The sequence below is a fragment of the Corynebacterium sp. NPDC060344 genome (genome assembly GCF_042725215.1).
Lineage (GTDB): Bacteria > Actinomycetota > Actinomycetes > Mycobacteriales > Mycobacteriaceae > Corynebacterium.
This window is the reverse complement of the sequence record NZ_JBHXCS010000001.1, coordinates 507932-534928: the sequence shown is the minus strand read 5'-3', so window position 1 is coordinate 534928 and position 26997 is coordinate 507932. Positions and strand designations below refer to the sequence as shown.

Annotated in this window: 24 protein-coding genes; 13 read left to right on the top strand and 11 right to left on the bottom strand. The window is 69.9% G+C overall.

Annotation, left to right across the window (positions count from 1 at the left end; genetic code table 11):
• Positions 1–50: 50 nt before the first annotated feature.
• The 4 genes from folP (at position 51) to ACFWGD_RS02345 (ending at position 3218) form a co-directional block, all read left to right on the top strand.
• The gene (gene folP, locus ACFWGD_RS02360; protein ID WP_377777024.1) at positions 51–863 is read left to right on the top strand and encodes a dihydropteroate synthase; all 813 of its coding nucleotides are present in this window, start codon (positions 51–53) and stop codon (positions 861–863) included.
• A 23-nt stretch (positions 864–886) separates the two neighbouring features.
• Complete coding sequence (locus ACFWGD_RS02355; protein ID WP_377777023.1) at positions 887–1723, top strand: glucosyl-3-phosphoglycerate synthase; 837 nt, start codon at positions 887–889, stop codon at positions 1721–1723.
• Positions 1724–1913: 190 nt separating this feature from the next.
• A complete protein-coding gene (locus ACFWGD_RS02350; RefSeq protein WP_082719111.1) occupies positions 1914–2081 on the top strand; it encodes a DUF3117 domain-containing protein in 168 nt (55 codons plus the stop codon).
• 264 nt (positions 2082–2345) lie between these two features.
• Positions 2346–3218 carry a methyltransferase domain-containing protein gene (locus tag ACFWGD_RS02345; protein WP_377776892.1) on the top strand — a complete coding sequence of 291 codons (873 nt, stop codon included), beginning with the start codon at positions 2346–2348 and terminating at the stop codon, positions 3216–3218.
• Between the two features lie 134 nt (positions 3219–3352).
• On the opposite strand, the gene budA is transcribed toward ACFWGD_RS02345, so the two are convergent.
• From budA to glgA, 3 genes are all read right to left on the bottom strand, one after another.
• Positions 3353–4120, bottom strand: a complete 768-nt coding sequence (budA, locus tag ACFWGD_RS02340; RefSeq protein WP_377776891.1) for an acetolactate decarboxylase — start codon at positions 4118–4120, stop codon at positions 3353–3355.
• A 9-nt stretch (positions 4121–4129) separates the two neighbouring features.
• Positions 4130–4492 (bottom strand): hypothetical protein, encoded by a 363-nt coding sequence (locus tag ACFWGD_RS02335; protein ID WP_377776890.1) that lies wholly within the window; start codon positions 4490–4492, stop codon positions 4130–4132.
• A gap of 107 nt (positions 4493–4599) precedes the next feature.
• Positions 4600–5796 (bottom strand): glycogen synthase, encoded by a 1197-nt coding sequence (gene glgA / locus ACFWGD_RS02330; RefSeq protein WP_377776889.1) that lies wholly within the window; start codon positions 5794–5796, stop codon positions 4600–4602.
• A 101-nt stretch (positions 5797–5897) separates the two neighbouring features.
• On the opposite strand from glgA, the gene glgC reads away from it, so the two are divergent.
• Positions 5898–7115 (top strand): glucose-1-phosphate adenylyltransferase, encoded by a 1218-nt coding sequence (glgC, locus tag ACFWGD_RS02325; protein ID WP_377776888.1) that lies wholly within the window; start codon positions 5898–5900, stop codon positions 7113–7115.
• Between the two features lie 287 nt (positions 7116–7402).
• Positions 7403–8050 (top strand): type 1 glutamine amidotransferase domain-containing protein, encoded by a 648-nt coding sequence (locus tag ACFWGD_RS02320; protein WP_377776887.1) that lies wholly within the window; start codon positions 7403–7405, stop codon positions 8048–8050.
• Positions 8051–8403: 353 nt separating this feature from the next.
• On the opposite strand, the gene ACFWGD_RS02315 is transcribed toward ACFWGD_RS02320, so the two are convergent.
• Positions 8404–9570 (bottom strand): S66 peptidase family protein, encoded by a 1167-nt coding sequence (locus ACFWGD_RS02315; protein WP_377776886.1) that lies wholly within the window; start codon positions 9568–9570, stop codon positions 8404–8406.
• A gap of 9 nt (positions 9571–9579) precedes the next feature.
• Positions 9580–10206, bottom strand: a complete 627-nt coding sequence (locus ACFWGD_RS02310) for an O-methyltransferase (protein ID WP_377777022.1) — start codon at positions 10204–10206, stop codon at positions 9580–9582.
• Between the two features lie 276 nt (positions 10207–10482).
• On the opposite strand from ACFWGD_RS02310, the gene sigE reads away from it, so the two are divergent.
• The 4 genes from sigE (at position 10483) to tatB (ending at position 14148) form a co-directional block, all read left to right on the top strand.
• Entirely contained in the window at positions 10483–11214 is a 732-nt protein-coding gene (sigE, locus tag ACFWGD_RS02305) for an RNA polymerase sigma factor SigE (RefSeq protein WP_377776885.1), read from the top strand.
• A gap of 135 nt (positions 11215–11349) precedes the next feature.
• The gene (locus ACFWGD_RS02300; RefSeq protein ID WP_377776884.1) at positions 11350–11709 is read left to right on the top strand and encodes a zf-HC2 domain-containing protein; all 360 of its coding nucleotides are present in this window, start codon (positions 11350–11352) and stop codon (positions 11707–11709) included.
• Positions 11706–13280, top strand: coding sequence for a S1C family serine protease (locus ACFWGD_RS02295; RefSeq protein ID WP_377776883.1), 1575 nt, complete (start codon positions 11706–11708; stop codon positions 13278–13280). The genes ACFWGD_RS02300 and ACFWGD_RS02295 overlap by 4 nt, the downstream gene beginning before the upstream one ends.
• A 79-nt stretch (positions 13281–13359) precedes the next feature.
• Positions 13360–14148 (top strand): Sec-independent protein translocase protein TatB, encoded by a 789-nt coding sequence (tatB, locus tag ACFWGD_RS02290; protein WP_377776882.1) that lies wholly within the window; start codon positions 13360–13362, stop codon positions 14146–14148.
• A 465-nt stretch (positions 14149–14613) separates the two neighbouring features.
• On the opposite strand, the gene ACFWGD_RS02285 is transcribed toward tatB, so the two are convergent.
• The 4 genes from ACFWGD_RS02285 to ACFWGD_RS02270 all read right to left on the bottom strand — a co-directional run bounded on the left by ACFWGD_RS02285 (position 14614) and on the right by ACFWGD_RS02270 (position 18971).
• The gene (locus ACFWGD_RS02285; RefSeq protein WP_377776881.1) at positions 14614–15756 is read right to left on the bottom strand and encodes a nitronate monooxygenase; all 1143 of its coding nucleotides are present in this window, start codon (positions 15754–15756) and stop codon (positions 14614–14616) included.
• Between the two features lie 75 nt (positions 15757–15831).
• Positions 15832–16965: an Mrp/NBP35 family ATP-binding protein gene (locus tag ACFWGD_RS02280; RefSeq protein ID WP_377776880.1), complete on the bottom strand. Its 1134-nt coding sequence runs from the start codon at positions 16963–16965 to the stop codon at positions 15832–15834.
• Positions 16966–16976: 11 nt separating this feature from the next.
• Complete coding sequence (locus ACFWGD_RS02275; protein WP_377776879.1) at positions 16977–17624, bottom strand: DUF1003 domain-containing protein; 648 nt, start codon at positions 17622–17624, stop codon at positions 16977–16979.
• A 3-nt stretch (positions 17625–17627) separates the two neighbouring features.
• Positions 17628–18971 carry a magnesium transporter MgtE N-terminal domain-containing protein gene (locus ACFWGD_RS02270; RefSeq protein ID WP_377776878.1) on the bottom strand — a complete coding sequence of 448 codons (1344 nt, stop codon included), beginning with the start codon at positions 18969–18971 and terminating at the stop codon, positions 17628–17630.
• 153 nt (positions 18972–19124) lie between these two features.
• On the opposite strand from ACFWGD_RS02270, the gene ACFWGD_RS02265 reads away from it, so the two are divergent.
• Complete coding sequence (locus ACFWGD_RS02265; protein WP_377776877.1) at positions 19125–19625, top strand: general stress protein; 501 nt, start codon at positions 19125–19127, stop codon at positions 19623–19625.
• Between the two features lie 4 nt (positions 19626–19629).
• On the opposite strand, the gene ACFWGD_RS02260 is transcribed toward ACFWGD_RS02265, so the two are convergent.
• Complete coding sequence (locus ACFWGD_RS02260; protein WP_377776876.1) at positions 19630–20691, bottom strand: magnesium and cobalt transport protein CorA; 1062 nt, start codon at positions 20689–20691, stop codon at positions 19630–19632.
• Positions 20692–20764: 73 nt separating this feature from the next.
• Here ACFWGD_RS02260 and ACFWGD_RS02255 point away from each other — a divergent pair, with 73 nt between their 5' ends.
• A complete protein-coding gene (locus ACFWGD_RS02255) occupies positions 20765–21601 on the top strand; it encodes a hypothetical protein (protein ID WP_377776875.1) in 837 nt (278 codons plus the stop codon).
• A 138-nt stretch (positions 21602–21739) separates the two neighbouring features.
• Positions 21740–22159: an ArsR/SmtB family transcription factor gene (locus ACFWGD_RS02250; RefSeq protein WP_377776874.1), complete on the top strand. Its 420-nt coding sequence runs from the start codon at positions 21740–21742 to the stop codon at positions 22157–22159.
• Between the two features lie 1079 nt (positions 22160–23238).
• Here ACFWGD_RS02250 and ACFWGD_RS02245 read toward each other — a convergent pair.
• Positions 23239–26961 (bottom strand): multifunctional oxoglutarate decarboxylase/oxoglutarate dehydrogenase thiamine pyrophosphate-binding subunit/dihydrolipoyllysine-residue succinyltransferase subunit, encoded by a 3723-nt coding sequence (locus ACFWGD_RS02245; RefSeq protein ID WP_377776873.1) that lies wholly within the window; start codon positions 26959–26961, stop codon positions 23239–23241.
• Between the last annotated feature and the right edge of the window lie 36 nt (positions 26962–26997).

The window sequence follows — 26997 nt, the reverse complement described above, 5'->3', positions numbered from 1 at the left end:
CGGCCCGTACCCGACGCAGCGCCTTCCAGCCGACGGCGCTGCCCGCGGTGATGGCGATAGTCAACCGCACCCCCGATTCCTTCTACGACCGCGGCGCCACCGCCGCCGAGGATGCCGCGCTGGCGCGCATCGATGCGGTGGTCGCGGCAGGCGCGGACGTCATCGACATCGGCGGCGTCAAGGCGGGCCCGGGCCCGGTGGTCGGCGCGGCGGAGGAGATCGACCGCGTCGTGCCCACCATCGCCGAGGCCCGGCGCCGCCACCCCGGGGTGACCATCAGCGTGGACACGTGGCGCGCGGAGGTCGCCGATGCAGCCATCGCCGCCGGCGCCGACCTGGTCAACGACACGTGGGCGGGCCACGACCCCGAGCTCGTGGAGGTCGCCGGGGCCCACCGCGTCGGCTACGTCTGCTCGCACACGGGCGGGGCGGTGCCCAGGACCAGGCCGTTCCGGGTGCTTTACGACGACGTCGTGGCCGACGTCATCGCCGAGACCTCCGCGCTGGCCGAGAGGGCCGTGGCGTGCGGCGTGCCGGAGGATCGCGTGCTGGTGGATCCGACGCACGACTTCGGCAAGAACACCTTCCACGGCCTGGAGCTGCTCCGGCGCCTCGACGAGCTCGTCGCCGCCGGGTGGCCGGTGCTCATGGCGCTGTCGAACAAGGACTTCGTCGGCGAGACTGTCGGCCGGGGCGTCGACGGCCGCGTGCCGGCGACGCTGGCGGCCACGGCGTGGGCGGCGGCGCAGGGCGTGGCCATGTTCCGCGTCCACGAAGTCGGCGACACCGTCGACGTGTGCCGCATGATCGGCGCCATCCGCGGCGACGCCGCACCGCTGTCGACCGTGCGGGGCCTGCAGTGAGCGCGGGTGCGGCGGCCGCCGTGATGGATGGGGCGGATGGCGGGGAGGGGGGCGTCGTCAAGCGGCCCTCCGTGTCCGTGGTGCTGCCGGCCCTGAACGAGGAAGCGACCGTCGCGGCGGTGATCGAGTCCGTGCGGCCGAGCGTGGCCGCGGGGATCGTCGACGAGATCGTTGTCGTGGACTCGGATTCGGCGGACGCGACCGCGCGGGTCGCCAAGGCCGCCGGCGCGCGCGTGGTCAACTGGGCCGACGCGCTGCCCGGCGTGCCCACCCGCCCCGGCAAGGGCGAGGCGATGTGGCGCGGGGTCGGCGCGGCGCGCGGCGACATCGTGGTCTTCCTCGACGCCGACCTGCGCGACCCGTCCCCGGCGTTCGTGCCGTCGCTGATCGCGCCGCTGCTTGCCGACGACTCCGTGCGCCTGGTCAAGGGGCACTACCGCCGGGATGCGCCCGGGGACGTCGGCGGCGGGCGCGTCACCGAATTGACCGCCCGGCCGCTGCTGGCCGCATTCCGGCCGGACCTCGCGGTGATCCGCCAGCCACTGTCGGGGGAGTACGCGGCGTGGCGCGCCGACCTGATGGAGCTGCCGTTCGCCGCGCGCTATGGCGTGGAGATCGGCCTGCTCGTCGACGTCGCCGACCGGTGGGGAGCGGCGTCGATCGCCGAGGCGGACCTCGGCGTGCGGGCGCACCGCAATCGGCCGCTGGGCGAGCTCGGGCCGATGGCGGTGGAGGTGTCGGCGACGCTGCTGCGCAAGATCGGGCTCGCCCCGGCGACCGGCGAGGACCTGCCCGACGACCGCCCGCCACTGCGCGATGTGGTCGGCGGGGTGGCGCCGAACGAAGGGGAGGAAACATGATCCAGGTGCTTGTCGTATGCCTATATGTCCTGTTGATCCCCGTGTTCTGGGCGGTGTTCGCGGTGCTGCTGTCGCGCCTGCCCAATGCGCCGGAACGACCCCCGGCGTTGCGAAAGCGCGTATCATGGACGAGTAGGCGCGGCACTGACGGAGAGCCGCCCACGCCCGTTCGCGAATGAGGAGAAACCACATGGCAGCGATGAAGCCCCGCACCGGAGATGGCCCGCTGGAGGCCGTGAAGGAGGGCAAGAAGATCGTCATGCGCGTCCCCGCCGACGGCGGTGGCCGTCTGGTCGTCGAGCTGACGCCGGAGGAGGCCGCCGAGCTCGGCGCCGCCCTCAGCTCGGTCGGCGAGTAGTTCCCGCCGATCTTCGATCGCGCCGGCGGCCCGGAAGCACGGGCCGCCGGCTGCTTTGACCCTGCCCCGCCGACGCCGAGTCGGCGGGGCCCGGTTTTTGGGTGGCGCGATTGTGGGGCCCGCTTGCCCGGCCCCACAAGTGTGGCCTCACTTGTGCGGCCCATTGGCAAGCCGTCCCGTGGTGCGCGGTAGGATTGGCCACCATTGAAGCGCCGATCGTGATGGTCGACGCCGCCAATGCCCGACTTTCCGAGGAGGAAAAGGTTGCTCGCCGACATCATCGACGTGCTCGCAGACCCCATCGACGGGTCCCCGCTGCGGTGCGGCGACCCCGAGTGGGCGACTCTGAAGTCCGAGTCGGGCCACAATTACGACGTCGCCCGCCAGGGTTACGTCACGCTCGCCGGCGGTGCCGGCCTGCGGTATTCGGGCGATGACGCGAAGATGATCGGCGCCCGCGAGGAGTTCCTCTCCGGCGGGCATTATGCGCCGTTCGTCGAGGCCGTGACCGGCAACGTGCAGGACGTCCTCGACGACGCCGGCGTTGCCGAGGAGGCCAGCCCGTCGATTCTGGAGATCGGCGCGGGCACGGGCTACTACCTGGCGCACACGCTCGATGGCGTTGACGGTGCGCGCGGGGTGGGCATCGACGTGTCGGTGCCGGCGGCGAAGCACCTGGCCAAGTGCCATCCGCGCGTTGGTGCGGTCGTGGCCGATGCGTGGGCGCGCCTGCCCATCCGCGACAATTCCATCGACGCGATCACGGTGATCTTCGCGCCGCGCAACGCGGAGGAGTTCGCCCGCGTGCTTAAGCCGGGCGGCCAGGTCGTGGTGCTCACCGCGGCCACCGGCCACCTCGGGGAGCTGCGCCAGCCGCTGGGCATCATCGACGTCGAGCGCGGCAAGGTCGAGCGCATGATCGCGCAGGCCGAGGGCCACCTCGTCCCCGTCGGCGAGCCGGAGCTCGTCGAGTTCCCGATGATGCTCGACCAGGGCGCCATCGCCGCGCAGATCGGCATGAGCCCCTCGGCGCGCCACATCCACCCGGACGTCCTGGCCGAGCGCATCGCCGCCCTGCCGGATCAGATGGAGGTCACCGCCCGCGCGCACGTCACGCGCCTGGGCAAGGCCTGCTAGGTCCCTGCTTTACGACGGCCACGGGCGTCAGAAAGTGCACATTTTTGGGGCGCCGAAAAAGCCGACCTGGGGTTTTGTGAAGCGGTGGTAGTACTTTGCGACGCCGCCCGCGTTGCCGGCGCCACCCGCCACTCCTAGTCCTTCACCTCGGTGGCGTGGATCTGTGCGTCGAGGTCCTCGGGCGCCAGTTCGGCGCCGGAGAACTCCTCCGACAGCGGCAGCCGCAGCTGCAGGTCGGTGCCGGGGCAGATCTCGATGGTGCCGGACTTCAGCTTGAAGTCGAGCACGTGCCCGCCGCCGGTGCGGTCGTGGTCGATGAAGTGCACGTGGCAGCCGGGCACGGAGATGCCCTTTTCGTACACGGGCGTGCGGAATCCGGCGATGACGCCGCGGACGTTCTCGAAATCGACGGTCTCGTCGGCTTCGGTCGCGTCGATCATCTTGGGGTAGGGCCGGGACTGCTTCACGACGGTCCTCGTCTTCACCCACTCGAACTCGCCGGTGATCCGCAGCGCGTACATGTAGTTCGCGCTGGGCACGACCGAGTCGATGTACGGGGTGATGTCGGCGCGGACGCAGTCGTCGGGAGCGTCGCGCACGATGTGGGGCACGAAGTTGGTCACCACGGCGTACGGCGTCTTCTGGCTCATCGACGCCTTCGTCGCCGTGCCGTCGCCGCGCAGCTGCCAGCACACGCCGTCGACGATGACCATCTCGCCATCGAGCCCGTCGAACGTGCCGATGCCGAAATTGCCCTTGCCCAGCAGCTCGCCGATCGACATTTCGCCGTCGTAGATGCCGTCGAGCAGCGCCGTCATCAGCGATGCCTGGAAGAACGTGTGGCGGGTGGTCGGCAGGTCGGCGGGGTGGCTGCCGCGGGCGGGGTTCGCGTTGGTGGTCACGGTCCCAGGCTAGTCCCGGTTCCTTAGCTTGACGACGGCCACCGCCCACCCCGACACCGTCGCCCTATTGTCGGCCACGAGCCGGTAGACGATGGATGCCGGCGCGCGCATGAGGGGATGGAGGAGGATGGCGCCGGCGAGCCTCCAGAAGCGGGTGCGGCCATGGTCGCGCAGGGCGTGGCCGATGGCGCGATGGCCCAGGGCGACGAAGGGCGGGGCCGTGGCCGGGGGAGCAGTGGCCAATTGCTCGTCCCTCGGCTCCACGTACAGCGCGTGGCGCTCGATGAGCGCCGCGTCCACGCCGAACTGCTCGAACGGGAAGTCCGACGAGGAGGCGATGTGGAAGGAGGAGGCCGGGCCGTCGTCAAGCATCCCGCCAAGCGTGATGTGTCCCAGTGCCGCGGCCGCCCGGGCGCAAAAGCCGCAGCCACCGTCGAAAACGAAGGTGGCTGCGGCTCGTGAGGAATCTGCGTGAGCCATTACATGAGGCTCTTGTACACCTCGACGGTGTCCTGCGCGATGGTCTCCCAGCTGAAGACGTCCACCGCGCGCTGCTTGCCGACCTCGCCGATCTTCTTCGCGGCCTCGCGGTCGGCGACCATCTTGTTCACCGCGGCGGCGATGTCGGCCTCGAAGGCGTCGGGGTCGGACTCGTCGTAATGCACCAGGGCACCCGTCTCGCCGTCGACGACGACCTCCGGGATGCCGCCGACGTCCGAGGCGACGACCGCCGTGCCGCACGCCATGGCCTCCAGATTGACGATGCCCAGCGGCTCGTAGATCGACGGGCACACGAAGGAATCGGCGGCGGTGAGGATCTCCTGGATCTTCTCCTTCGGCAGCATGTCCTTCACCCAGAACACGCCGTCGCGCTCCGCCTGCAGGTCCGTGACCAGCTGCTCCGTCTCCGCCGCGATCTCCGGGGTGTCCGGCGCGCCGGCGCACAGCACCAGCTGCACGCCATCGTCGAACTGCGACGCGGCCTTGATCAGGTGGCCCACGCCCTTCTGGCGCGTGATGCGGCCGACGAAGGCGACCATCGGGCGCGACGGGTCGACGCCGAGGTCCTCCAGCACCGACCAGCCGTTGGCCTCCTTCGACTCCTCCCACGTCGGGCGCGGGTACCACAGGCCCGGGTCGATGCCATTGAGCACGACGTGGACGCGGTCCGGCTCGATGCGCGGGTACGCCTCGAGGATCGCGCCCTTCATGCGCTCCGACACCGCGATGACGCCATCGGCGTACTCCATGGTGTTCTTCTCCGACCACGACGACACGTCATAGCCGCCGGCCAGCTGCTCGCGCTTCCACGGACGGTGCGGCTCCAGCGAATGCGCCGTGGCCACGTGCGGGATGCCCTTGAGCTTGCCGGTCAGGTGGCCGCCCAGGCCCGCGTACCAGGTGTGGGAGTGGACGACCTGGATGTCGGTGGCCGCCGCGGCATCCGCCATGCGCAGGCCCGTCGACAGGGTCTTGATGGCCGGGTTCGCGTCGGCGAGCTCCGGGTCGACGCCGTGGACGAAGCACCCTTCCTCGTCGCGCGGGGCGCCCATGCAATGGACGTCGACGTCGACACCGTCGAGCCCGCGCATGAAGCGGGTGAGCTCGGTGACGTGCACGCCTGCGCCGCCGTAGATTTCCGGGGGATACTCTCGGGTCATCATCGCAACTCGCATGGTCACCAGCGTATCCGCATTCGCGGGGCTTGGCCCGGGTGCCGCCGCGGGGGTAGCGGCGTCGGAAGCGGGACCGGGCAAACGCATATAGGTTGGAGGGCGTGAGGAGTCAACCGAATGTCCTGTCCATCGTTCTCGCCGGAGGCGAGGGCAAGCGCCTGTTTCCGCTGACTGCGGACCGTGCCAAGCCCGCCGTCCCCTTCGGCGGGAGCTACCGCCTCATCGACTTCGTGCTGTCGAATCTGGTCAACGCGGGTTACGTGAAGATCTGCGTGCTGACCCAGTACAAGTCCCACTCGCTCGACCGCCATATTTCCCAGGCGTGGCAGCTGTCCGGCATCACCGGCCAGTACGTCACCCCGGTTCCGGCGCAGCAGCGACTGGGCAAGCGCTGGTTCACCGGCTCGGCTGACGCGATCCTGCAGTCCCTGAACCTCGTCTACGACGAGTCCCCGGAGTACGTCATCGTCTTCGGCGCCGACCACGTGTACCGCATGGACCCGGAGCAGATGGTCCAGGCGCACATCGAGTCCGGTGCCGGCGTCACGGTCGCGGGCATCCGCGTGCCGCGCAAGGAGGCCCACGCCTTCGGCTGCATCGACGCCGACGACAACAACCGCATCACCAGCTTCCTGGAGAAGCCGGCCGATCCGCCTGGCACCCCGGATGACCCGGATGCCACGTTCGCGTCGATGGGCAATTACGTGTTCACCACGGACGCCCTGGTCGAGGCCATCAAGCGCGACTCGGAGAACGAGGACTCGGACCACGACATGGGCGGCGACATCATCCCCATGCTGGTCAACGAGGGCGAGGCGTACGTCTACGACTTCAAGGACAACTACGTCGCGGGCGAGACCGAGCGCGACAAGGGTTACTGGCGCGACGTCGGCACCATCGACGCCTTCTACGAGGCGAACATGGATCTGATCTCCGTGCACCCGGTGTTCAACCTGTACAACAAGAAGTGGCCGATCCACACCTTCGCGGACGAGAATCTGCCGCCGGCGAAGTTCGTGCAGGGCGGCATCGCGCAGGCGTCGATGGTCGGTGCGGGCACCATCGTTTCCGGTGGCACCGTGCGCAATTCGGTGCTGAGCACGAACGTCATCGTCGAGGATGGCGCGACCGTCGAGGGTTCGGTGCTGTTCCCGGGCGTGCGCGTCGGCCGCGGTGCCGTGGTGCGCCACGCGATCCTGGACAAGAACGTGGCCGTCGGCGACGGCGAGATCATCGGCGTGGATCATGAGCGCGATGCGCAGCGTTTCAAGATCAGCCCCGGTGGCGTCGTGACCGTGGGCAAGGGCGAGGTCATTTAGCCTTCCCCGCGTCCCCGGCTGCCGCGCGAGGCGGTGGGCGGGGGCGCGTTGCCGTGCGGCAACCCCTCTTTGACTCCCCGGCGCCCGCCCCGGTTATCGGCGGGCATGGCTGCGGTGCGTGTTTCACGTGCCGCGGCTTTTGCGTGCGGTGGTGCGGGTGGGGCGGCGGGACGTCGTCAAGCACGAAGCGTTGTGGCGCGGCAACACTTATCAGTGAATAATGGTTACCGTTGTGCCGCGGGCGGAGTGCCCGCGGAACCGATGGACGAACGAGGAATGAGGAAACCATGACGGATTCGACCAACCAGAACCAGGGTCAGGGCCAGGATCAGGGCCAGGGCCAGGGCCAGGGCCAGGGCCAGGGCCAGGGCAATGCGGCCCAGGGCAACGGCCGCGTGCTCGAGGGGCGTCGCGTGGCGGTGCTCGCGGGGCAGGGCGTCGAGCAGGTCGAGCTGACCGACCCGATGCGCGCGATCCGCGCCGCCGGTGGTGAGCCGCTGATCGTGTCGTACTCGGAGGGGTCCTTCGTCGCCATGAAGGGCGATTGGGAGCATGCCGATTCGTTCGTCGTCGACGTCGACGTCAACCAGGCGCAGGCCGGCGACTTCGACGCGCTGGTGCTGCCCGGCGGGACGCTGAATGCGGATGCGGCGCGGATCGAGGAGGGCGTGCTCGGCTTCGTGAAGGCCTTCCACCAGACCGGCCGCCCCATCGCCGCGATCTGCCACGCGCCGTGGATCCTCATCGACGCCGGGCTGGCGTCGGGGACGAAGCTGACGTCGTACGTGTCGTGCAAGGCCGACCTGGTCAACGCCGGCGCGGACTGGGTGGATGAGGCGCTCGTCGTGGACGGGAACATCATCACCTCGCGCAACCCGGGTGACCTTGAGCAGTTCTGTTCCGCCATCGTCGAGGCGACCGCCAACGCGCGGTAGGGCTGGCGGGGCCGGCGCGCGCCGCTTGCTTTACGACGGTCCGCGCCCACCACGTCCGACGAGATCGCGATTCCACTGCGGGATCGCGATCTCGTCGGCGTTTGAGGGGCTTCACATTTGACGAGTGTGCGCTGTGGGGTCTGTACCGCACACTCGTCGGCGCCGGCGGGGCTTCACATTTGACGAGTGTGCGCTGAGCGGCCTGTACCGCACACTGGTGGGCGTGGAGGGAGCCCAAATTTCTAAACCACGGGGTCTAAACCACGGGGTCACGGTGAACCCGTGGTTTAGAGGGGCGTTTTCGGCTGAACCCGAGTTTTAGACCCCGTGGTTTGTGGCAGTGAGGGGAGCGGTCAGTACCGCGCGAAGACGCGGCGGTTGACGCCATCCAGGCGCACCGTTCCGCCGTACGGCACGATCCACTGCGGCCGTGTGTGGCCGAACGGGATTCCCACGCACACGGGTACCTCGGCGTTGTACTCGGCGACGGTCGCGATGATGGCGTGCGCCTGATCGTCGGCGTATCCGCGGCGGGTGGCCTCATCCGGCGTCTCCGCAAGAGTGGAGGTCGGAGGGCATGAGGCGATCACGCCGGCGACTTCGGCGAGAATGCCGCGCTCTCCCAATGCCCGCATCCAGCGCCGCACCCAACTCACGGGCGGCACTTCCTCGGAGGTCTCGACCATGAGGATCGCCCCGCGCAGATCTTCCGGCCGGGGATATCGCCCCGCCATTCCGATTTCCACCAGCGACTCGAGGCACCCGCCCCACGTTGGTCCGGCAACGTCGGCGGCGGGTCCGACCCACTCCCACGGGCGCGTCGGGCGCCGTTCGCCAAACTCGGTCAGCGCCCGCGCCGACGCCCAATCGACGCCGAAGTCCTCCGCCTCGCCCGGGTCGGTGAGCTCGATCTCCACTGCGCGGCCCACCGTTCCGCCATCGCTCACGCCATCTCCGGCGCCCAGGCGCTGGTCGGCCGAGACACCCACGCCGGGGCCTTCGCCGAACAGGGCCGCCCGCAGCGAACGAAGGTGGACGTCGTCGATGCCGGGCCCGGAGCCGATCTGCACCTGGGTGGAGCCGCCGTAGAACCCGCCGACGCCGAGCCGGTGCAGGTGGTTGAGCAGGTGGGTGTTGTCGGAGTAGCCGAAGAAGGGTTTGGGGTTGTGGCGGAGGACGGCGTCGTCGACAAGCGGGACGACGGTGACCTGATCCTCGCCGCCGATGGTCGCGAACACCGCCCGGATCTCCGGGTCCGCGAAGGCCGCGGTGATGTCGGCGGCGCGGTCGGCGGGGGAGGATGCGTGACGACGGGTCGTCGCGAACTCGACCGGCGTCAACCCCAGGTCATCCCGGATGCGCTGAAGGGCCTGCTCATGGACCTGCGGGAAGATCGCCGGCGCGGCGAACGAGGGCGACAGCACCGCTACGCGGTCACCCGGGCGCAGGCGGTCGAAGCGGGAGGCTCCGGTGCCGGGGTGCCGGCGATCGGAGTGGGCGGAGCCGGGGCTCGGACCCATGCGGAACCGCTACTTCTTGATCAGCGCGATGGCGCCCGCGCCGATGGGCAGGCGCGTGACCAGGGCATCCTCGCGCTCGAGGAGATGCTGCTCGGCCTCGCGGGCTGCCACGGTGTCGCGGTCGCGACGCGACTCGTCGGCGATGGTGCCGTCGAGGAGGACGCCGGCGAAGATGAGGACGCCACCGTCGGAAAGCAGGGGCCAGGCCCGCTCGCGGAACACAGCCACCTCGGCGGGCGCGACGTCGGCGTAGATGAGGTCGTACGCGCCCGGCGCCAGGCGGCCCAGCACGTCGAGGGGGCGCGACGGCAGGAAGCGGTGGCGCGACGAGCCGATCCCGGCGCGGCGGAAGGCGTCGCGGGCGAGCTTCTGGTGCTCGATCTCGGGGTCGATGCAGGTGAGCACGCCGCCATCGGGCATGCCGGCGAAAAGATGCAGGCCGACGACGCCGACCGCCGGGGTCGCGGCGACGGCGGCCGGGCCATCCGGGCGACGCGCCGACGCGAGCGTGGCCAGCGCGGTGAGCATGCCGCCGGCGACGGCGTCGGGGACGGGCAAGCCGAATTCGGCGGCGTCGTCGCGCGCGCCGGCCAGGGCCTCATCGGCCACGGAGGTGGCGTTGATGTGGGCGCTCATGGCATCGAGGGCGGAGATCGGAGCTGCGGAATCGGTCACGGGGCCGAGTCTAGGGTGACGCGCGCCATCGTCCCGTGAAGGCGCGCCGGGGGAGCGCGGGGAGGTGGGGCGAACCGTGTGCCGGGGCGTGCCGGGGGAGCGCGGGGTGGTGGGGATCCGCAACGAGGTGAACCAGGTGCACCCGGGGGCGTTCGTTGCCGAATTGGAACTGTACTCACACTGGTCTATCAGGTTAAGGTCAATGGACCCCCAGGTGAATGAGGCAAGGTTCCTGCCATGAACGACGAAGGCTCTCCCCGCGCACGCATCGACGCCAAGTCCGACGTGCGTGACACGGCTGATCGGGCCGCGTCCGTGGAGGCCGTGAAGTCTGTGGAGACCGCCGAGCCCACCGTGGAGGCCGCCGAGCCCGTCGACGCCGAGCCCACCGAGGCCCTGTCCGGCACCGCCGCCTTCGACGCGGGTGCGGGCGACATGCCCTCCTGGTCGCAGTTGGTGGAGGAGCACGGCGACAGCGTCTACCGCCTCGCCTTCCGCCTGACGGGCAACCCGCATGATGCGGAGGACCTGACGCAGGAGACGTTCATGCGCGTCTTCCGCTCGCTCAAGCGCTACAAGCCGGGGACGTTCCAGGGGTGGCTGCATCGCATCACCACGAATCTGTTCCTGGACATGGTCCGCCACCGCCAGGCCATCCGCATGGAGGCGCTGCCGGAGAACTACGACCGCGTGCCGGGCACCGCGCCGACGCCGGAGCAGGTGTACGCGGACGCGAACCTGGACCCGGATCTCGAGCGCGCCTTGGCCGCATTGCACCCGGATTATCGTGCGGCGGTCGTGCTTTGCGACGTCGTCGGCCTGACCTACGAGGAAATCGCCGACACGCTCGGCGTGAAGATGGGCACCGTCCGCTCCCGCATCCACCGCGCCCGCACGCAGCTGCGCGCCAACCTCGAGGCCGCGGAGTTCGACCGCGCCGATCGGGCCGCCTTCACCCACGCGCGGTAGTCGCCGCCGCACGGCCCCGCCGGTATCGTGGTCGGGAGAATTGATAGTGGCCGGGAGAGTTGCCCGGCGGCCCGAGGGGCCCGGACTAATTGCCCGGCGGCCCGAGGGGCCCGGACGTTGTCGAGGAGGCGCGGCATGGCGGCACCGCATCACGAGTTCGCGTCGACCGATCATTTGGGCACCGAGGCGGTCGCCGCATTCGTCGACGGGGAATTGGGGGCGTCGGCGCACCGCCGTGCTCAGGCGCATCTCCTGGCCTGCGGCGAGTGCCGCCGTGAAGTCGCACGTCAGCGCCAGGCCGCACGGCGGCTGCGCGACTCCGGTGAACTGCACATCCCGGCGGACCTGAGGGAGCGTCTGGCGTCGATGTCGCGCGAGCAGATGCCGGAAAACGCCCCCGGTGCCAGCCGCCTGTCCCACCGCCGCCCGGATTCGCTGGCCGCGTTCGTCGAATCCGCATGGCGTCACCTGCGCAAGCCGAGGAACGGCCAGTGACGGGTCGCAGCCCCTACGAGCGCCCGGCCGGGGTGGTCGGCGGATCGGATCCGCGCCATCGTGCGGCGAACCTCGGAGCCGGCCCGCACTCGCACACCGCCGATGGCACCGGAGGCTTCGGTGACAGGGAATTCGGCGACGCGGGCATCGATCGGCTTGTCACGGGCGCAGGGACCCCTGGGGCTGCCGCGTCCGCCGAGAATGCCAATAACTCCGAAAGCTCCGCGGACGCCGAACTCGATGCCGCCTTCGCCCCCAGCGGGCGCTCCCACCAGGGGCTGCAATTGCCGCCGGAGAGGGGGAGGGGTGGGACGTCGTCAAGCAAAGACGGTGGTGACGGACTGTTCGACCAGCCCGACGGCGACGCCGGGGACGGGTACTCGCCGTGGGCCGACCCGCGCACGCGGATGGTCACCGGTGGCACCGCTCGCAAGGCGAAGCGGCCGGAGCGCGAGCGCGTCGTGCCGGTGCCGCGCATCGACGCCCGCGAAGTCGTGCTCGGGCGCATCGTGCCGTGGCGCATCCTCGCGATGGGCGCGGCCGTGGTGCTCGCGCTCGGCGGGATCGGCGGATTCGCCGGCGGCTGGGCGGGCAAGACGTTCCGCGCCGACCACGAGCGAGTCGAGCTGCGGCAGGTCGAGGGGCGCCCCGGATCCGGCGAGCTGACGGCCATCGGCGACGTCGCCCAGCGCGTGCAACCCGCGGTGGCGGCCATCAACATCGGCGCCGCGGGGATGAGCGGCGTCGGCTCCGGCGTGGTCATCGACGGCGACGGGCACATCCTGACCAACAACCACGTCATCTCCGGCGCGGCCGACGTGCCCGACGCCGAGCTGACCGTGACCTTCGCCGTCGGCGGCGACGGCCGCAGCGTGCCCGCGACCATCGTCGGCCGCGACCCCAAGACCGACCTGGCCGTGATCAATGTCGAGGACGTCGCGGGCCTCACCGTCGCCGAGCTCGGCGATTCGGCGCAGGTCAAGGTGGGTGACACGGTCATCGCGATGGGCTCGCCCCAGGGGCTCAGCGGCACCGTCACCTCCGGCATCGTCTCCGCCCTCAACCGTCCCGTGCGCCTGGCCGGCGAAGGCACCGACACCGACGGCGTCGCCGACGCGATCCAGACCGACGCCTCCATCAACCCCGGCAACTCCGGCGGGCCGCTTGTCGACGAGCGCGGGGCGGTGATCGGCATCAACACCGTCATCTTCTCCGTGTCCGGCGGATCGCAGGGCCTGGGATTCGCCATCCCCATCAACATGGCCAAGGGCATCGCCGAGCAGCTCATCGCGGGCCAGGCGCCGGTCCACCCCGACATCGGCGTCACCGCCCGCACCGCCGCCAACGGCGCCCTGACCGGCGCGGAAGTCGCCACCGTCGTGCCCGGCGGGCCGGCCGATGCGGCGGGCATCCGCGAAGGCGACGTCATCACCGCCGTCGGCGACCGCACGGTCGGCTCGGCCGACGAGCTCACCGTGGCCATCTGGACCGCCGGGCCCGGCGAGCCCGTCCGCCTCACCCTCGTCCGCGACGGCCAGCGCATGGACCTCGACGTCACTCCCGCGGGGTAGGGCGAGGTGGTGGAGGTGGGCGTCGTCAAGCAAGCCCCGGCCCTGCGAACGGGTGCCGCGGCGGCTAAGGTGGTGTCCCGTGTTCTCTAATGTCGGTTGGGGAGAGATCCTCCTCATTCTCATCGTCGGCCTGGTGCTGATCGGGCCCGAGCGGCTGCCGCACATCATCACCGACGTGCGCGCGATGATCCTCGCCGCCCGCACCGCGATCGACGACGCCCGCGAGAGCATCACCGGCGAACTCGGCGACGACTTCGACGAACTGCGCAAGCCGCTCGGGGAGCTCGGCGAGCTGCGCAAACTCAACCCCAAGACCGCGCTGACGCGCACGCTTTTCGACGGCGACGACACCTACCTCGACCTCCTCACCGGCAAGCCCGCCGCAGGTGGAGGGGCCGCTGACGCTGCCGGGGGTGCCGGTGCGGCGGGGGCTGCTGGGGCTGCGGGTGCTGGGGCTGGCGCTGGCGGCGCGGTCGGCGGGGGCGCGGCTGGCGGGGGCGCTGCCGGGATTGCCGGTGCCGCCGCGGCGAATGCGGCCAACGCCAACCCGGGTGCCGTGCAGGGGGCCGGCGCGAATTCGGCCAACGCCAACCCGGGTGCCGTGCAGGGGACTGGCGTGAATCCGGCCAACGCCAATCCGGGTGCCGTGCAGGGGACTGGCGCTGGGGCGAATGCGCCGGTGAACAGCAATCCGCCGGTGAACAACACGGTGAACCTCAACGCCGCCGGTAGTGGCGGCGGCGCGGGTGGCGCGACCGCCGCGAGCCCGAACATGGGTGGCGCGCAGGCCGGCGGCCAGGGCGCAAATGGCCAAGGTGCCGCAGGTCAGGCCGGCGGCCACAACTGGGCCGACGACGACGTCCTCTAGCTTTCGCGCAGCGTCACTTTTCGCGCGCCGCGCCGTTCATGCGTTGAGCTCCCGCGGGTTTCGTGAAGATGCGGTTACACCCCTCCCGTAGGCGACTGCATCGCCGCAGGTCGTGGGCTGTACATGTGCAGTGGTGGCATCATATATGCACGAGCGGCCAGCGGCGCCGGGCGATGGCGGGGTTTGCGTGGGCGGTGAGCGAGTTGGACGGTACGCGCGGGCAGTGGCGCCGGGCGATGACGGGGTTGGGAGAGGCGCTGCGGGGTGTTTCGTGCCCGTGAGATACCAACGCCGCGTTGGTAAGGCCGTTTGTGCAGGTCGCCGAAATTGGTGGCATCCTCTCGGCACGGGCGCCCGAGCACGAGGCCGATGCGCGGGGCGATGTCGGGGTTTGCGCGACCGGTGAGCGGGTTGGGCGGGGAAGGGGTGGGCCAGCGGCGCCGGGCGCGCCCGCCCGCACCCCGGCTACGGCGCCAGGTCGGCCAGGATCTCGGCGGCCGACGCCGCCCGGCACGACTTGTGGCCCACGCCGGCCCACAGGTTCAGGCCCTCGGGATCGCCGGCGGCGGTGGCGGCGGCGCGGATGGGCGACGTCAGGAAGTGCACGTGCGGGTACGCCGCCGGCGCGCCATCCGAATACTCCAGCGTGAAGTCGTTCTCCAGGGCGCGGGCGAAGCGGCCGGAGAAACACCTGGTCATGACGGTCTCGCGGTCGTGTGCGAGCAGCGCATTGCGGTGCGGCTCCCGCGTCCCGGCCTCGCCGGCGGTCAGCAGCAGCGTGCCCACCTGCACGGCTTCGGCGCCGGCTTCCATGAGCACCCGCACGTCGTGGCGCCCGCCGACGCCGCCGGTGGCGATGATCGGCACCGTGGTGACCTCGCCGGCGACGAGGACGGCGTAGTCGTCGGTAAGCGCGCGCACCGACCGCACGAGCGCCGCCGTCCCCGACACGCCCGCGTGGAATCCGACGGCCGGCGACATCTCGGCCACGGCGAACGTCGACTGGTGCCCGCCGGCGCCGGGGCCCTGCACGATCAGGTAGTCGGCGCCGACGGCCAGCGCCGCGCGCGCCTCATCCTGGCTGGTCACGGTCACGCCGACGGATTTCCCGGCGTCGTTGAGCGCACGCACGACGCCGCGCTTGGGCAGGCCGAAGGTGAAGGTCACCGTCGCCACGTCAGTGCTTGACGACGTCCCGCCGCCCCCGCCACCCGTCAACAACTCGATTTTGGCGTCCCAGTCGTCGTCGGTCCACCTGGGCTCGTCGGGCAGTTCGACGGCGGGGAAGTCCGCGGCCAGACGCTCGCGGTACTCGTGCCAGCCGTCGGAGACGTCGGGGTTCGGCACGAACAGGTTCACGCCGATGCGCCCGCCGCTCGGGGTGCTGCGCACCGGGAAGCCGTGGGCGGGGCGGCGGGACGGCGGGCCGTCGTAAAGCGAAAAAGTTTCCGCGATGACCCCCGCCAGCTGATCCGCCGACAAATACCCGGCGGCGATCATGCCGAGGCCCCCGGCGCGGGCGACCTCCGCGACCAATTCCGGCGATGACGGGCCGCCGGCCATCGGGGCGCCGACGAGGGGGAGCGGGAGATCGCGGGGGCTGAACATGGCGTTCAGATTACGCACCCGGGCCCCGGCGGCGGAAGAGGTTCCGCTGCCGGGGCCCGGTGGGTCGCGATAGTTTTACTTGGGCGTAACACCCAGGCCGAGCGACTTGCCCGCCAGCGACTCGCGGCGCGTGAACAGCTTGCCCGCGATGTCGTTGAGCGCCTGGCCCGCGCCGGATTCCGGCTCGGACAGGACGATCGGGGTGCCCTCGTCGCCGCCCTCGCGCAGGCGCGTGTCCAGCGGCACCTGGCCCAGCAGCGGCACGTTCGCACCGGTGATCTGCGTCAGGCGCTTGGCCACGGTCTCGCCGCCGCCGGCGCCGAAGACCTCCATCTTCGAACCGTCGGGCATCTCCATCCAGCTCATGTTCTCGATGACGCCCGCGATGCGCTGGCGCGTCTGCAGCGAGATGGTGCCCGCGCGTTCGGCGACCTCGGCCGCCGCCATCTGCGGGGTGGTCACGATGAGCAGCTCTGCGTTGGGCACCAGCTGCGCCACCGAAATGGCGATGTCGCCCGTGCCCGGCGGCAGGTCAAACAGCAGCACGTCCAGGTCGCCCCAGAAAACGTCGGCCAGGAACTGCTGGATCGCGCGGTGCAGCATCGGGCCGCGCCACACGACCGGGGCGTTGTCGTCGACGAAGTGGCCGATGGAGATCAGCGACACGCCATGGGCCTGCGGCGGCATGATCATGTCGTCGACCTGGTGCGGCTTGTCCTCCGAACCCATCATGTGGGGCACCGAGTGGCCGTAGACGTCGGCGTCGAGCACGCCGACCGCCAGGCCCTTCGCCGCCAGCGCCGCGGCGAGGTTCACCGTCACCGACGACTTGCCCACGCCGCCCTTGCCCGACGCCACCGCGTACACGCGGGTGCGGGACTCCGGCTGGGCGAAGGGAATCACCGGCTCGGCGGACGAGCCGCGCACGGCATTGCGGAATTCGCGGCGCTGCTCGTCGTTCATCACGTCGGTGGTGACGGAGACGGCGCCGACGCCCTCGATGCCCTTGACGGCATCCTCGGTGCGCTCGACGATGGTGTTCTTCATCGGGCACGCGGCGATGGTGAGGTACACCTCGACGGCGACGTCGTTCGACTCCGAAATGGCAATGGACTTGACCATGCCGATCTCGGTGATCGGGCGACGGACCTCGGGATCCTCGACCGTGGAAAGGGCGGTGCGGACCTGGGCTTCAGTAATCGTGGACATCACGTCGAATCCTAACGGTCGCGGTGGTCGGGGCGGGAGCCGGGGTGGCGGTCTGCGCCGCCGCTTCGTCCGTGGTCACCCGCATGACCGCCGCCATGCCCGCCCCCATGCCCATCCGGGTGCCCGCCGGGGTGGCGGTCCTCCTCGTACAGGCGGGCCTCGATGCGCTCGAGGACGCTGGTGAGGTCGTCGAGTTCGCGGCGGAGGTAGTCGCGGGTGACGGCCTCGCCGACGACGGCGCGCACGCCGGCGATCTCGCGGGCGAGGAACTCGGTGTCGGCCTTGGTTTCGGCGGCGCGGCGGCGGTCCTCGGCCACGGAGGCGCGGTCGCGGTCCTCCTGCCGGTTCTGCGCCAGCAGGATCAGCGGCGCGGCATACGCGGCCTGGGTGGAAAACGCCAGGTTGAGCAGGATGAACGGGTACGGGTCCCAGTTCCACCACATGCCGCCGATGTTGAGGGCGATCCACACGATGACGATGATCGTCTGGAACGCCAGGTACTTGCCCGTGCCCAGGAACCGGGCGACGTTCTCGGCGACCTCGCCGACGCGGTCGCCGTCGAAGTCGACGAATTTCTTCCGGCGGTCGACGACGGGCGTGTCCAGCTCGAGGCGGTCCATCGACGGCCGCTCGCCGCCGCGGTGGGAATCCTTGGCCATGGGTTACGCCTCCTTCTTCGCCGCGCCGGCGGCCTGCTTGCCAGTGCTTTGCGACGCCTGCCCGCCACCCACCGCGCTCTTCTCCGGCCGGATGCCGTCTTCTCGCCAATCCTCGGGCAGCATGTGGTCGAGCAGGTCGTCGACGCTCAGTGCGCCGAGCAGATGCCCCTCGTCGTCGATGACGGGCCCGCACACCAGGTTGTAGGTGGCGAAGTACCGCGCCGCGATTTCGTCGTCATCCTCCGCGTACAGCGGCGGCAGGTCGGGGTCGAGGATGCCGCCGATCTGCGTCGACGGCGGCTCGCGCAGCAGCTTCTGCAGGTGCACGCACCCCAGGTACCGGCCGGTCGGCGTCGCCGTCGGCGGTCGCACGACGAACACCATCGACGCCAGCGACGTCGGCAGCTCCGGGTCCCGCGCCCGCGCCAGCGCCTCCGCCACCGTCGTCGTGGGCTGTAGGATCAGCGGATCCGACGTCATCAGACCGCCCACGGTGTCCGGCTCGAACACCATCAGGCGCCGCAGCGCCTGCGACTCCTCCGGGTCCATCAGTTCCAGCAGCACGTCGGCGCGGTTCTCGTCGAGCTCGCCGAGCAGGTCGGCGGCGTCGTCGGGATCCATCTCCTCCAGGATGTCCGCCGCACGCTCGATGGTGAGGTCTTCGAGGACTTCCGCCTGGTCGTCGTCGGGAAGCTCCTGGATGATGTCGGCGAGCAATTCGTCGTCAAGCGCTTCGGCGATCCGCCGCCTGCGCTCGGCGGCCATGTCGGTCATGGCCGAGGCGATGTCGGCCGGCCGCATCTCGTGGAACTCGGCGATGAGCTCCGCATCGTGGTCGCTGGGCTCCGCGCCCGCACCGAGCCCGTGGACGTGGTTCCACGGCGCCACGGCTACGTTGCGGCGCCCGCGCAGGCCCCGCTTCGGCCCCAGCACCGCCACGCGCGTGAGCACCCAATCGCGGGTGCGCGAGCGCTCCATCTCCACGTCCGTCAGCTCCTGCGGCACGCCGTGGAGGTGCTCGAGGTCGGGGTCGTCGATCTGCACCTTCGCACCGACCAGGTCGCCCAGCACCGTCGACTCGCCGGGCCGCGCCTTGAATTGCCGCATGGACACCAGGCCCGAGTTGAGCAGGATCTCGTTGGGCTCGATCGCCGTGATGCGCCCCATGGGCACGAACACGCGCCGCTTGTCCGTCAGCTGCAGGACCAGCCCCAATGCGCGCGACGGAGCACCGGAGGGCCGCAGCCGCACGACCAGGTCACGGGCCCGGCCGATGGCGTCGCCGTCCGGGTTGCGCACGATCATCCCCGACAGGCGGCCCGCGTACACGCGGTCGATGGAAGTCATGCCCACCAGGATAACCGCCCGCCCCGATCACGATTTCGCTTGACGACGCCCACCCTCCCGCCACCCCGCCGCCAGGGAACAAAAGGGGCGGCCGAGCCGTTGAACGGGGAGAACGACGGGGGACCAGTCAGCCCACCAGATCCAGCCCACCAGATGAGGAGCACCACCACCATGGCCCAGGGCCGCACCTACGGAAAGCCCGCCGCGACGCCGCCGGAGGGTTGGCCGATCGGCACCTTCACCACCTACGCCGAGGCTCAGGCCGCCGTCGACGAACTGTCTGACCGCGACGAGTTCCCGGTGTCGGACCTGACCATCGTCGGCGTCGACCTCATGCAGGTCGAGCGCGTCGTGGGCCGGTTGACGTGGGGCAAGGTGCTCGGCGGCGGCGCACTGTACGGCATGTGGATGGGCCTGTTCTTCGGCCTGCTGCTCGGCCTGTTCCAGGAGGACTGGATCGCGCCGCTGATCACCGGCGTCGTCGTCGGCGCCCTGTTCGGCCTCATCCTCGCCGCCGTGCCCTACGGCATGCAGAACGGCAAGCGCGACTTCGCGTCGACCACCGAGATCGTCGCCGGGCGTTACGACGTCCTGTGCAACCCTCGCAACGCCGAGAAGGCCCGCGACCTGCTGGCCCAGCGGCGACTGCGCTGATTACCTACAGCCACTTGTTGCGGCGCAGCAGCCAGACCAGGAACGCCACCACGCAGCCCATGATGGCCAGCACGATGAAGTAGCCGTACTCCCAGTGCAGCTCCGGCATGTGGTCGAAGTTCATGCCGTAGATGCCTGCCAGCGCCGTGGGCACCGCGAGGATGGCGGCGTAGGCGGAGATGGTGCGCATGTCGGTGTTCTGCTGCAGCTGGATCTTCACGGCCGCGGCGTCGATGAGTGCGGACAGGCGCTCGTCGAAACCCTGCGCCATGTCCGCGGCGACCAGCTGGTGGTCCAGGACGTCCTGCAGATAGCGGCGCACCGTCTTCGGCATCAGCTGCCCGCGCATGCCCATCATCGTGCGCAGCGCCGTGGTCAGCGGGTCGATGGCGTGGCGCATCTCCAGGATCTCCCGCTTGAGAATGTAGATGTCCTCGATCTCCGTGATGTAGCCCGGCTCGAAGACCTCGTCCTCCATGTCCTCGACGAGGTCCTCCAGCTGCTGGACCGTGCGCAGGTAATCGTCGACGAGAAGGTCCGTGATCGCCCACAGCACGCCGGCCGGGCCGGGCTGGATCAGCTCCGGATCCTCCGACACCCGCTCGCCCAGGCGGCTGAGCGTCTGACGGGCCATGCCCATGCGGATGGTGATGATGTAATTGCGCCCCAGCACCATCAGCAGCTGGCCGGTGTCGATCTTCTCGTTCTCGTCCTCGTCCGTGCCCTCCGGGTTGTAGTGGACGGAACGGACGACGAAGACCATGTGATCATCGTGGATCTCGACCTTCGGCCGCTGCCGGTGCGTCAGCGCATCCTCGACCGTCAGCTCGTGGAGGCCGTATTCCTCGGCGATGGCGTCCATCTGCACCTCATCGGGGCGCGACAGCGACAGCCACACGAAACCCTCGCCGCGGTTGCGGACCTCCTCCAGCGCACTGCGGTGATCGAACTCGCCGGCCAGCCGGTGCCCGTCGACGTACACGCCGCAATCCCGCATCGCATCGGACGACGGGACGATGGCCCTGCGGCGGTTGATCCGCGGAGACTGGCGGGGGGACGAGGGCACGGGAGCCTCCTTCGGGGGTAACCTGGCGACGCACTACCGGACACTGCACGACCGGACCAACAGGAGCGACACGATGAAGGCCGTCAACGGCGCCGCCCACATGACCGCCGACCGGCGCATCGGAAAGAGTTTACGTCGCCGCGGCGGGGCGCGCCGAATGGGCGGGACGTGGGCGTCGTCAAGCACGACGCGAACCGCACTCGCCGCCGCACTGGCCGGGGCACTCGCGCTGACCGGCTGCGCCTCGCAGGACCCCGCCGTGCCCGTGCCCGCCGAGCAACTCGAACCCGTGCTCGTCGGCGCCGACCTCGACGACGACCAGCAGGCCGTGCTCGCTGAGGTCTACGCCGGCGCGTTCGAGCGCCGCGGCCGCGCCACCTCCGGAACCACCGACGTGCCCTCCGAAGAACGCATGCGCGCCGTCCAATCCGGCGAGGTCACCGTGTCCTTCGGCTGCACCGGCGAACTGCTCGGCCTCATCGACCCGACCACCGCCCGCGAACTCGCCGAGGAATACGCCGCCGACGACGACCCCGGCAAGGCCCTCTCCGCCGAATGGCGCGACCGCGTCTACGGCGCGATGTCCGCCGCGCTGCCCGGCGAAATCATGGCCACCGACCCGTCGAATGCCCAGGGCTGCGGCCGCGAGGACGGACTGGAGGAGGCGGAGGCGCGCAGCCTCGAGGACCGCGCCATCGTCGACCCCGGCGCCGTCCTGCCGCAGCACATCGTGCCGTTCTACCTCAAGCCCGCCCTCACGCGCGGTGACCGCGTCAACGTGCTCAACCGCGTCGCCGGCTCGATCTCGACCCCCGAAGTCGACGACATCACCGACCAGGTCCGCGACGGCGCCGAGCCCGCGCAGGTCGCCGCCGAGTGGCTGGACACCTCCCGCTTCACGACGGGATAGCGCCCCGCCCCGAGATGCCTTCACGTCTGCGACGGGCGTGCGGTCGTTGAGCGGCGGTTGGCTACAGCCTTCATGTCTGCGAAGGTGGGCATCATAAGTGCAGGTTGGGCAATCAATTCGCTGTGTTAGGGTGGCGGCATGAGCAGGTTTCCGCGGGCCGTCGACAAGCAAGACGAAGACCAGGGCCCGGACGAGGCCGACTACTGCGAGGAATCCGGGCACGCCACGTCGCTCGCCCCCGACTCGCCGTACATCGACGTGGCCGTCGAGGTGTTCTCGATGCTCGCCGACATGACGCGCGTGAAGATCATCCTGGCGCTGCGCGACGGCGAACTCCCCGTCGGCGAGCTCGCCGTGCGCGTGGGCAAGACCCCGACGAGCGTGTCGCAGCACCTGGCGAAGTTGCGCATGGCGCGGATGGTGCGTGCGCGGCAGGAGGGGACCCGCGTGTTCTACTCGCTTGTCGACGAGCACGCCGCCACCCTCGTCGTCCAGGCCATCTACCAGGCCGAACACGCGACCGATGGGGATCCGCACCCGCCTCGCTGGTGCCGGTAGGGGGAGCGGCGGCCAGGAGCTGGTCGCCCCGGGACGGCCGCCATTTCGTAGATAGACGTCGAGTGCACAGAAAGAGCTGGTCCACCGCCTCTTTCTGGTCACTCGGCGTCTTTCTGGGGCGAGGTGGGGCCGTGTCGGGGTTTGGGCCGGTGTCGAAGCGAATGAAGGACGCTCGACCGGCGTCGATGTGGGCGAAGTCGGGGTGTGGAGGGGTCGGTGCCAGCGTCGAAGTGAGCGGTGCAGAGGTCAAGGGGTCCATCTTGGCGTAACCGCCCGAAGGCACCTACGTTTCGGCCAGGTACACACGTTTAAACGTAGGTACCTGGCTGAAACGTAGGTATCTGGCGTGGGAGTCCAGCGAAACCGAGGTGTTGGCGGCGTTGCCGCGGGTGATGTCGGGGTTTGGCCGCGGGAGAGCCGGCGAGATCGGGGTGTGGGCGCCCCGGAACGGCCGCCATTTCGTAGATAGACGTCGAGTGCACAGAAAGAGCTGGTCCACCGCCTCTTTCTGGTGGCTCGGCGTCTTTCTGGGGCGAGGTGGGGCCGTGTCGGGGTTTGGGCCGGTGTCGAAGCGAAGGAAGGGCGCTCGACTGGCGTCGATGTGGGCGACGCCGGCGTGGGGAGGGGCCGGTGCCGGCGTCGTAGTGAGCGGTGTCGGGGCCAGGCGTCCATTTCGGCGGAACCGCCCGAAGATGCCTACGTTTCGGCCAGGTACACACGTTTAAACGTAGGTACCTGGCTGAAACGTAGGTATCTGGCGCAGGAGTCCCGGTGCGGGCGGGTGGTGTCGGGGTTGGGCCGGTGCCGGCGGGGTCGGATTTGGTGCGGGCGGGGTGATGTGAGGCGGCGACGGGGTGGGACGGCGCCGGGGGTTGGGGCGGTGACGGGGTGGGGCGGGGCCGGCGTCGATCCGGGCGGGTCGGATTTGGTGCGGGCGGGGTGATGTGGGGCGGACGGGGGCGTCGTCAAGCAGCCCGGACATGCGGAAGGCCCCCGCCCCGACCTTTCAGCCGGAGCGGGGGCCTCACCAACCCCTTGGTGCGCGTGATGCCCTGAGCGGGCGCGATGCGGTCAAGCGCCTACTTGAACGCCTCGTCGAGCAGGGCCTTCTGCTCGATCGCGTGGACCTTCGCCACACCAGTCGCCGTCGACGACTGGGCGCGGCGGGACACGCGGGTGAGCTTCGGCATGTCCGGCAGCGCCTCCGGCAGCCCCAGCGCGAGGAACGGCCACGGGCCCTGGTTGGCGGGCTCGTCCTGGACGAAGCGGACCTCGGTGGCGTTCGGGTAGTTGTCGAACGCCTCCTTCAGGCGGTTGAACGGGATCGGGTGCAGCATTTCCAGGCGGACGATGGCGACGTCGTCGCGCTTGTCCTTCTGGCGCTTCTTCTCCAGCTCCCAGTACAGCTTGCCCGACACGAGCAGGATGGTCTTGACCTTGTCCTTGTCGCCCTCGCCCGACTCGAAGTACTGGTCGTCGATGACGGACTTGAACTTGGTCTGCTCGGTGAACGCCTCGATGGGCGACACGGCGGCCTTGTTGCGCAGCATCGACTTCGGGGTGAAGACGATCAGCGGGCGGTGCAGGTCCGACAGAGCGTGACGACGAAGCAGGTGGAAGTAGTTCGCCGGATCCGACGGCTGGGCGACGGTGTACGAACCCTCCGCAGCCAGCTGCAGGAAACGCTCGATGCGGGCCGACGAGTGGTCGGGGCCCTGGCCCTCGTAACCGTGGGGCAGCAGCAGGATCAGCTTGGAGGTCTGGCCCCACTTCGCCTCGCCGGACGAGATGTACTGGTCGATGATGGTCTGCGCGCCGTTGGCGAAGTCGCCGAACTGCGCCTCCCACGCCACGACCGCGTCCGGGTTGCCCAGGGTGTAGCCGTACTCGAAGCCCATGGCGGCGAACTCGGTCAGCGCCGAGTTGTAGACCATGAAGCGGCCGCCGTTGCCCTGCGCCTGCGCGTAGCCGTCGATCGGGTTGTACTCGGTGCCCGTCTTCGGGTCGATGAGCACGGCGTGGCGCTGGGTGAAGGTGCCGCGGCGGACGTCCTCGCCCGCCAGGCGGACGGTGCGGCCGGCGCCGGCGAGCGAACCGAAGGCCAGCAGCTCGGCGAAGCCCCAGTCGATGCCGCCTTCCTTGGCGGCCTGGGCGCGCTTCTTGGCCACGGGGTTGACGCGCGGGTGCGCGGCGAAGCCCTCGGGAACCTCGATGTGCGCGTTGCCGATGGCCTGCAGCTCGACCTTGTCGATGCTCGTGTCCAGGCCGTGCGGCAGCGGCTGCGAACCGGTGATGCCGGTCTGCTCGCTGGGGGTGCCGCCCTCGGCGGAGCGGACCTCGTTGAACACGGCCTCCATCTGGTCGTGGAAGTCGCGGCGGGCGGCCTCGGCCTCTTCCTCGGAGAGGTCGCCGCGGCCGATGAGGTCCTCGGTGTACGCGGCGCGCACGCCCTCCTTGGCGTCGATGACGTCGTACATCGCCGGCTGGGTCATCGACGGGTCGTCGGCCTCGTTGTGGCCGCGCTTGCGGTAGCAGACGAGGTCGATGACGACGTCCTTGCCGTAGCGGTTGCGGTACTCGACGGCCAGCTGGCCGACCCACACGACGGCCTCCGGGTCGTCGCCGTTGACGTGGAAGACCGGGCAGCCGTAGGCCTTGGCCAGGTCGGTGGCGTAGTACGACGAGCGGGAGGAGTCGGGGGAGGTGGTGAAGCCGATCTGGTTGTTCACCACGATGTGGACGGTGCCGCCGACCTTGTAGCCGCGCAGCGCCATCAGGTTCAGGGTCTCCTGGACGATGCCCAGGCCCGCGAACGCGGCGTCGCCGTGCAGCAGCATCGGCATGACGGTGTAGCCCTCTTCGCCGCGGTCGATGATGTCCTGCTTCGCGCGCGCCAGGCCCACGACGACCGGGTTGACGGCCTCGAGGTGGGACGGGTTGGCGGTCAGGGTGACGTCGATTTCGCCGTCGCCGAACATCTGCAGGTGCTGGCCCTGGGTGCCCAGGTGGTACTTCACGTCGCCGGAGCCGCCGGCCTGCGCCGGGTCCATGTTGCCCTCGAACTCGGTGAAGATCTGCGACAGGGGCTTTCCGACGATGTTGGCCAGCACGTTCAGGCGGCCACGGTGCGGCATGCCGATGACGACCTCGTCCAGGCCCTGGCCGGCCGCGGTGTCGATGGCGGCGTCCATCAGGGGGATGAGCGACTCGGCGCCCTCGAGCGAGAAGCGCTTCTGGCCGATGTACTTGGTCTGCAGGAAGTTCTCGAACGCCTCGGCGGCGTTGAGCTTCTGCAGGATGTACTTCTGCTCGGCGTGCGTCGGGCGGGGCTGCCCGCCCTCGATGCGGTCCTGCAGCCACTCGCGCTCATCGGCGTCGAGGATGTGCACGTACTCCGAACCGACCTTGAGGCAGTAGGCGTTGCGCAGGCGGATGAGCACCTCGCGCAGCGTCATCTGCTCCTTGCCGCCGAAACCGCCGACGTTGAAGGTGCGGTCGTAATCCCACAGCGACAGGCCGTGCGTGGCGATGTCCAGGTCGCGGTGATCCGGCGTGATGATGTTCGGGTGGTCGAAGTGCAGCGGATCGATGTCCGCCAGCAGGTGGCCGCGCTGGCGGTACGCCTCGATCAGGCGCATCACGCGGGTGTTCTTGTCCACGCCGACGTTCGGCACGTCCTGGGCCCAGCGCACCGGGGTGTAGGGAACACCCATGTCCTCGAAGATCTGGTCCCAGAACTTGTCGTCGACAAGCAGCTGCGACATGGTGCGCAGGAACTCGCCGGACTCCGCGCCCTGGATGATGCGGTGATCGTAGGTGGAGGTGATGGTCACCAGCTTGCCGACGCCCAGCTCCGCCAGGCGATCGGCCGACGCGCCGGCGAACTCGGCCGGGTAATCCATCGAGCCGACGCCGATGATCGCGCCCTGGCCTTTGGTCAGGCGCGGCACCGAGTGGCGGGTGCCGATGCCGCCCGGGTTCGTCAGCGAAATGGTGACGCCCGAGAAATCCTTGCCCGTCAGCTTGCCGTTGCGGGCGCGGACCACGATGTCCTCGTACGCCGCGACGAAATCCTTGAACGACAGCGACTCGCACTCGCGGATGGCCGCCACGACCAGCGCGCGCGAACCGTCCTTGTTCTGCATGTCGATGGCCAGGCCCAGATTGATGTTCTCCGGGACCACGAGGGTCGGCTTGCCGTCGATGACCTCGTAGGAATTGTTCATGTCCGGGTGGGCCATGACGGCCTTGATCATCGCGTAGCCGATGATGTGCGTGAACGAGATCTTGCCGCCGCGCGTGTGCTTGAGCTGGTCATTGACCAGGGTGCGGTTCTCGAACATGAGGCGCGCCGGCATGTCGCGCACCGACGTCGCGGTGGGGATCTCCAGCGAGAGGTCCATGTTCTTGGCGATCGCCTTGCCGATGCCCTTCAGCGGCGTCTTGCCCGCCTCGGGGGAGTCGGCGGCCGCGGCGACGTCCATGGGGGACTTCTTCGCCTGCGGCTGCGGCGACTTGTGCGGCGACCTGGTCGGCTCGGGGCCCTTGGACGGGCGGCGGCCGGTCTCCCTGGCCTCCGCCTCCGTCGCCGCGGCGGGCTTGGCCATCGGCGCCGGATCCTTGGTCGCGTTGCGCGGGGTGGCGGAACCGATTCGGCTGGCGGCCGACAGGTCCGTACCGGAGGCGTTCTTGGTGAAGTAATCCCGCCATTCCTGGTCCACGGAATCCGGATCCTTCTTGAACTGCTGGAACATCTCGTCGACCAGCCACTCGTTCTGGCCGAAGCTCATGTCGCTGCTCACGGCAGGTACTCGCCTCATTTCATGTTGATTGCATTC

What these genes read in the sequence shown, in the direction of transcription:
- ACFWGD_RS02255 (WP_377776875.1), top strand. Translation starts at nt 20,765, where the DNA reads ATGAAGGCCGTCAACGGCGCCGCCCACATGACCGCCGACCGGCGCATC.
- ACFWGD_RS02270 (WP_377776878.1), bottom strand. Translation starts at nt 18,971, where the DNA reads ATGACTTCCATCGACCGCGTGTACGCGGGCCGCCTGTCGGGGATGATC.
- ACFWGD_RS02350 (WP_082719111.1), top strand. Translation starts at nt 1,914, where the DNA reads ATGGCAGCGATGAAGCCCCGCACCGGAGATGGCCCGCTGGAGGCCGTG.
- ACFWGD_RS02250 (WP_377776874.1), top strand. Translation starts at nt 21,740, where the DNA reads ATGAGCAGGTTTCCGCGGGCCGTCGACAAGCAAGACGAAGACCAGGGC.
- ACFWGD_RS02310 (WP_377777022.1), bottom strand. Translation starts at nt 10,206, where the DNA reads ATGAGCGCCCACATCAACGCCACCTCCGTGGCCGATGAGGCCCTGGCC.
- sigE (WP_377776885.1), top strand. Translation starts at nt 10,483, where the DNA reads ATGAACGACGAAGGCTCTCCCCGCGCACGCATCGACGCCAAGTCCGAC.
- ACFWGD_RS02315 (WP_377776886.1), bottom strand. Translation starts at nt 9,570, where the DNA reads ATGGGTCCGAGCCCCGGCTCCGCCCACTCCGATCGCCGGCACCCCGGC.
- ACFWGD_RS02320 (WP_377776887.1), top strand. Translation starts at nt 7,403, where the DNA reads ATGACGGATTCGACCAACCAGAACCAGGGTCAGGGCCAGGATCAGGGC.
- ACFWGD_RS02300 (WP_377776884.1), top strand. Translation starts at nt 11,350, where the DNA reads ATGGCGGCACCGCATCACGAGTTCGCGTCGACCGATCATTTGGGCACC.
- folP (WP_377777024.1), top strand. Translation starts at nt 51, where the DNA reads ATGGCGATAGTCAACCGCACCCCCGATTCCTTCTACGACCGCGGCGCC.
- ACFWGD_RS02280 (WP_377776880.1), bottom strand. Translation starts at nt 16,965, where the DNA reads ATGTCCACGATTACTGAAGCCCAGGTCCGCACCGCCCTTTCCACGGTC.
- ACFWGD_RS02265 (WP_377776877.1), top strand. Translation starts at nt 19,125, where the DNA reads ATGAGGAGCACCACCACCATGGCCCAGGGCCGCACCTACGGAAAGCCC.
- ACFWGD_RS02285 (WP_377776881.1), bottom strand. Translation starts at nt 15,756, where the DNA reads ATGTTCAGCCCCCGCGATCTCCCGCTCCCCCTCGTCGGCGCCCCGATG.
- ACFWGD_RS02355 (WP_377777023.1), top strand. Translation starts at nt 887, where the DNA reads ATGGATGGGGCGGATGGCGGGGAGGGGGGCGTCGTCAAGCGGCCCTCC.
- glgA (WP_377776889.1), bottom strand. Translation starts at nt 5,796, where the DNA reads ATGCGAGTTGCGATGATGACCCGAGAGTATCCCCCGGAAATCTACGGC.
- ACFWGD_RS02275 (WP_377776879.1), bottom strand. Translation starts at nt 17,624, where the DNA reads ATGGCCAAGGATTCCCACCGCGGCGGCGAGCGGCCGTCGATGGACCGC.
- ACFWGD_RS02335 (WP_377776890.1), bottom strand. Translation starts at nt 4,492, where the DNA reads ATGCTTGACGACGGCCCGGCCTCCTCCTTCCACATCGCCTCCTCGTCG.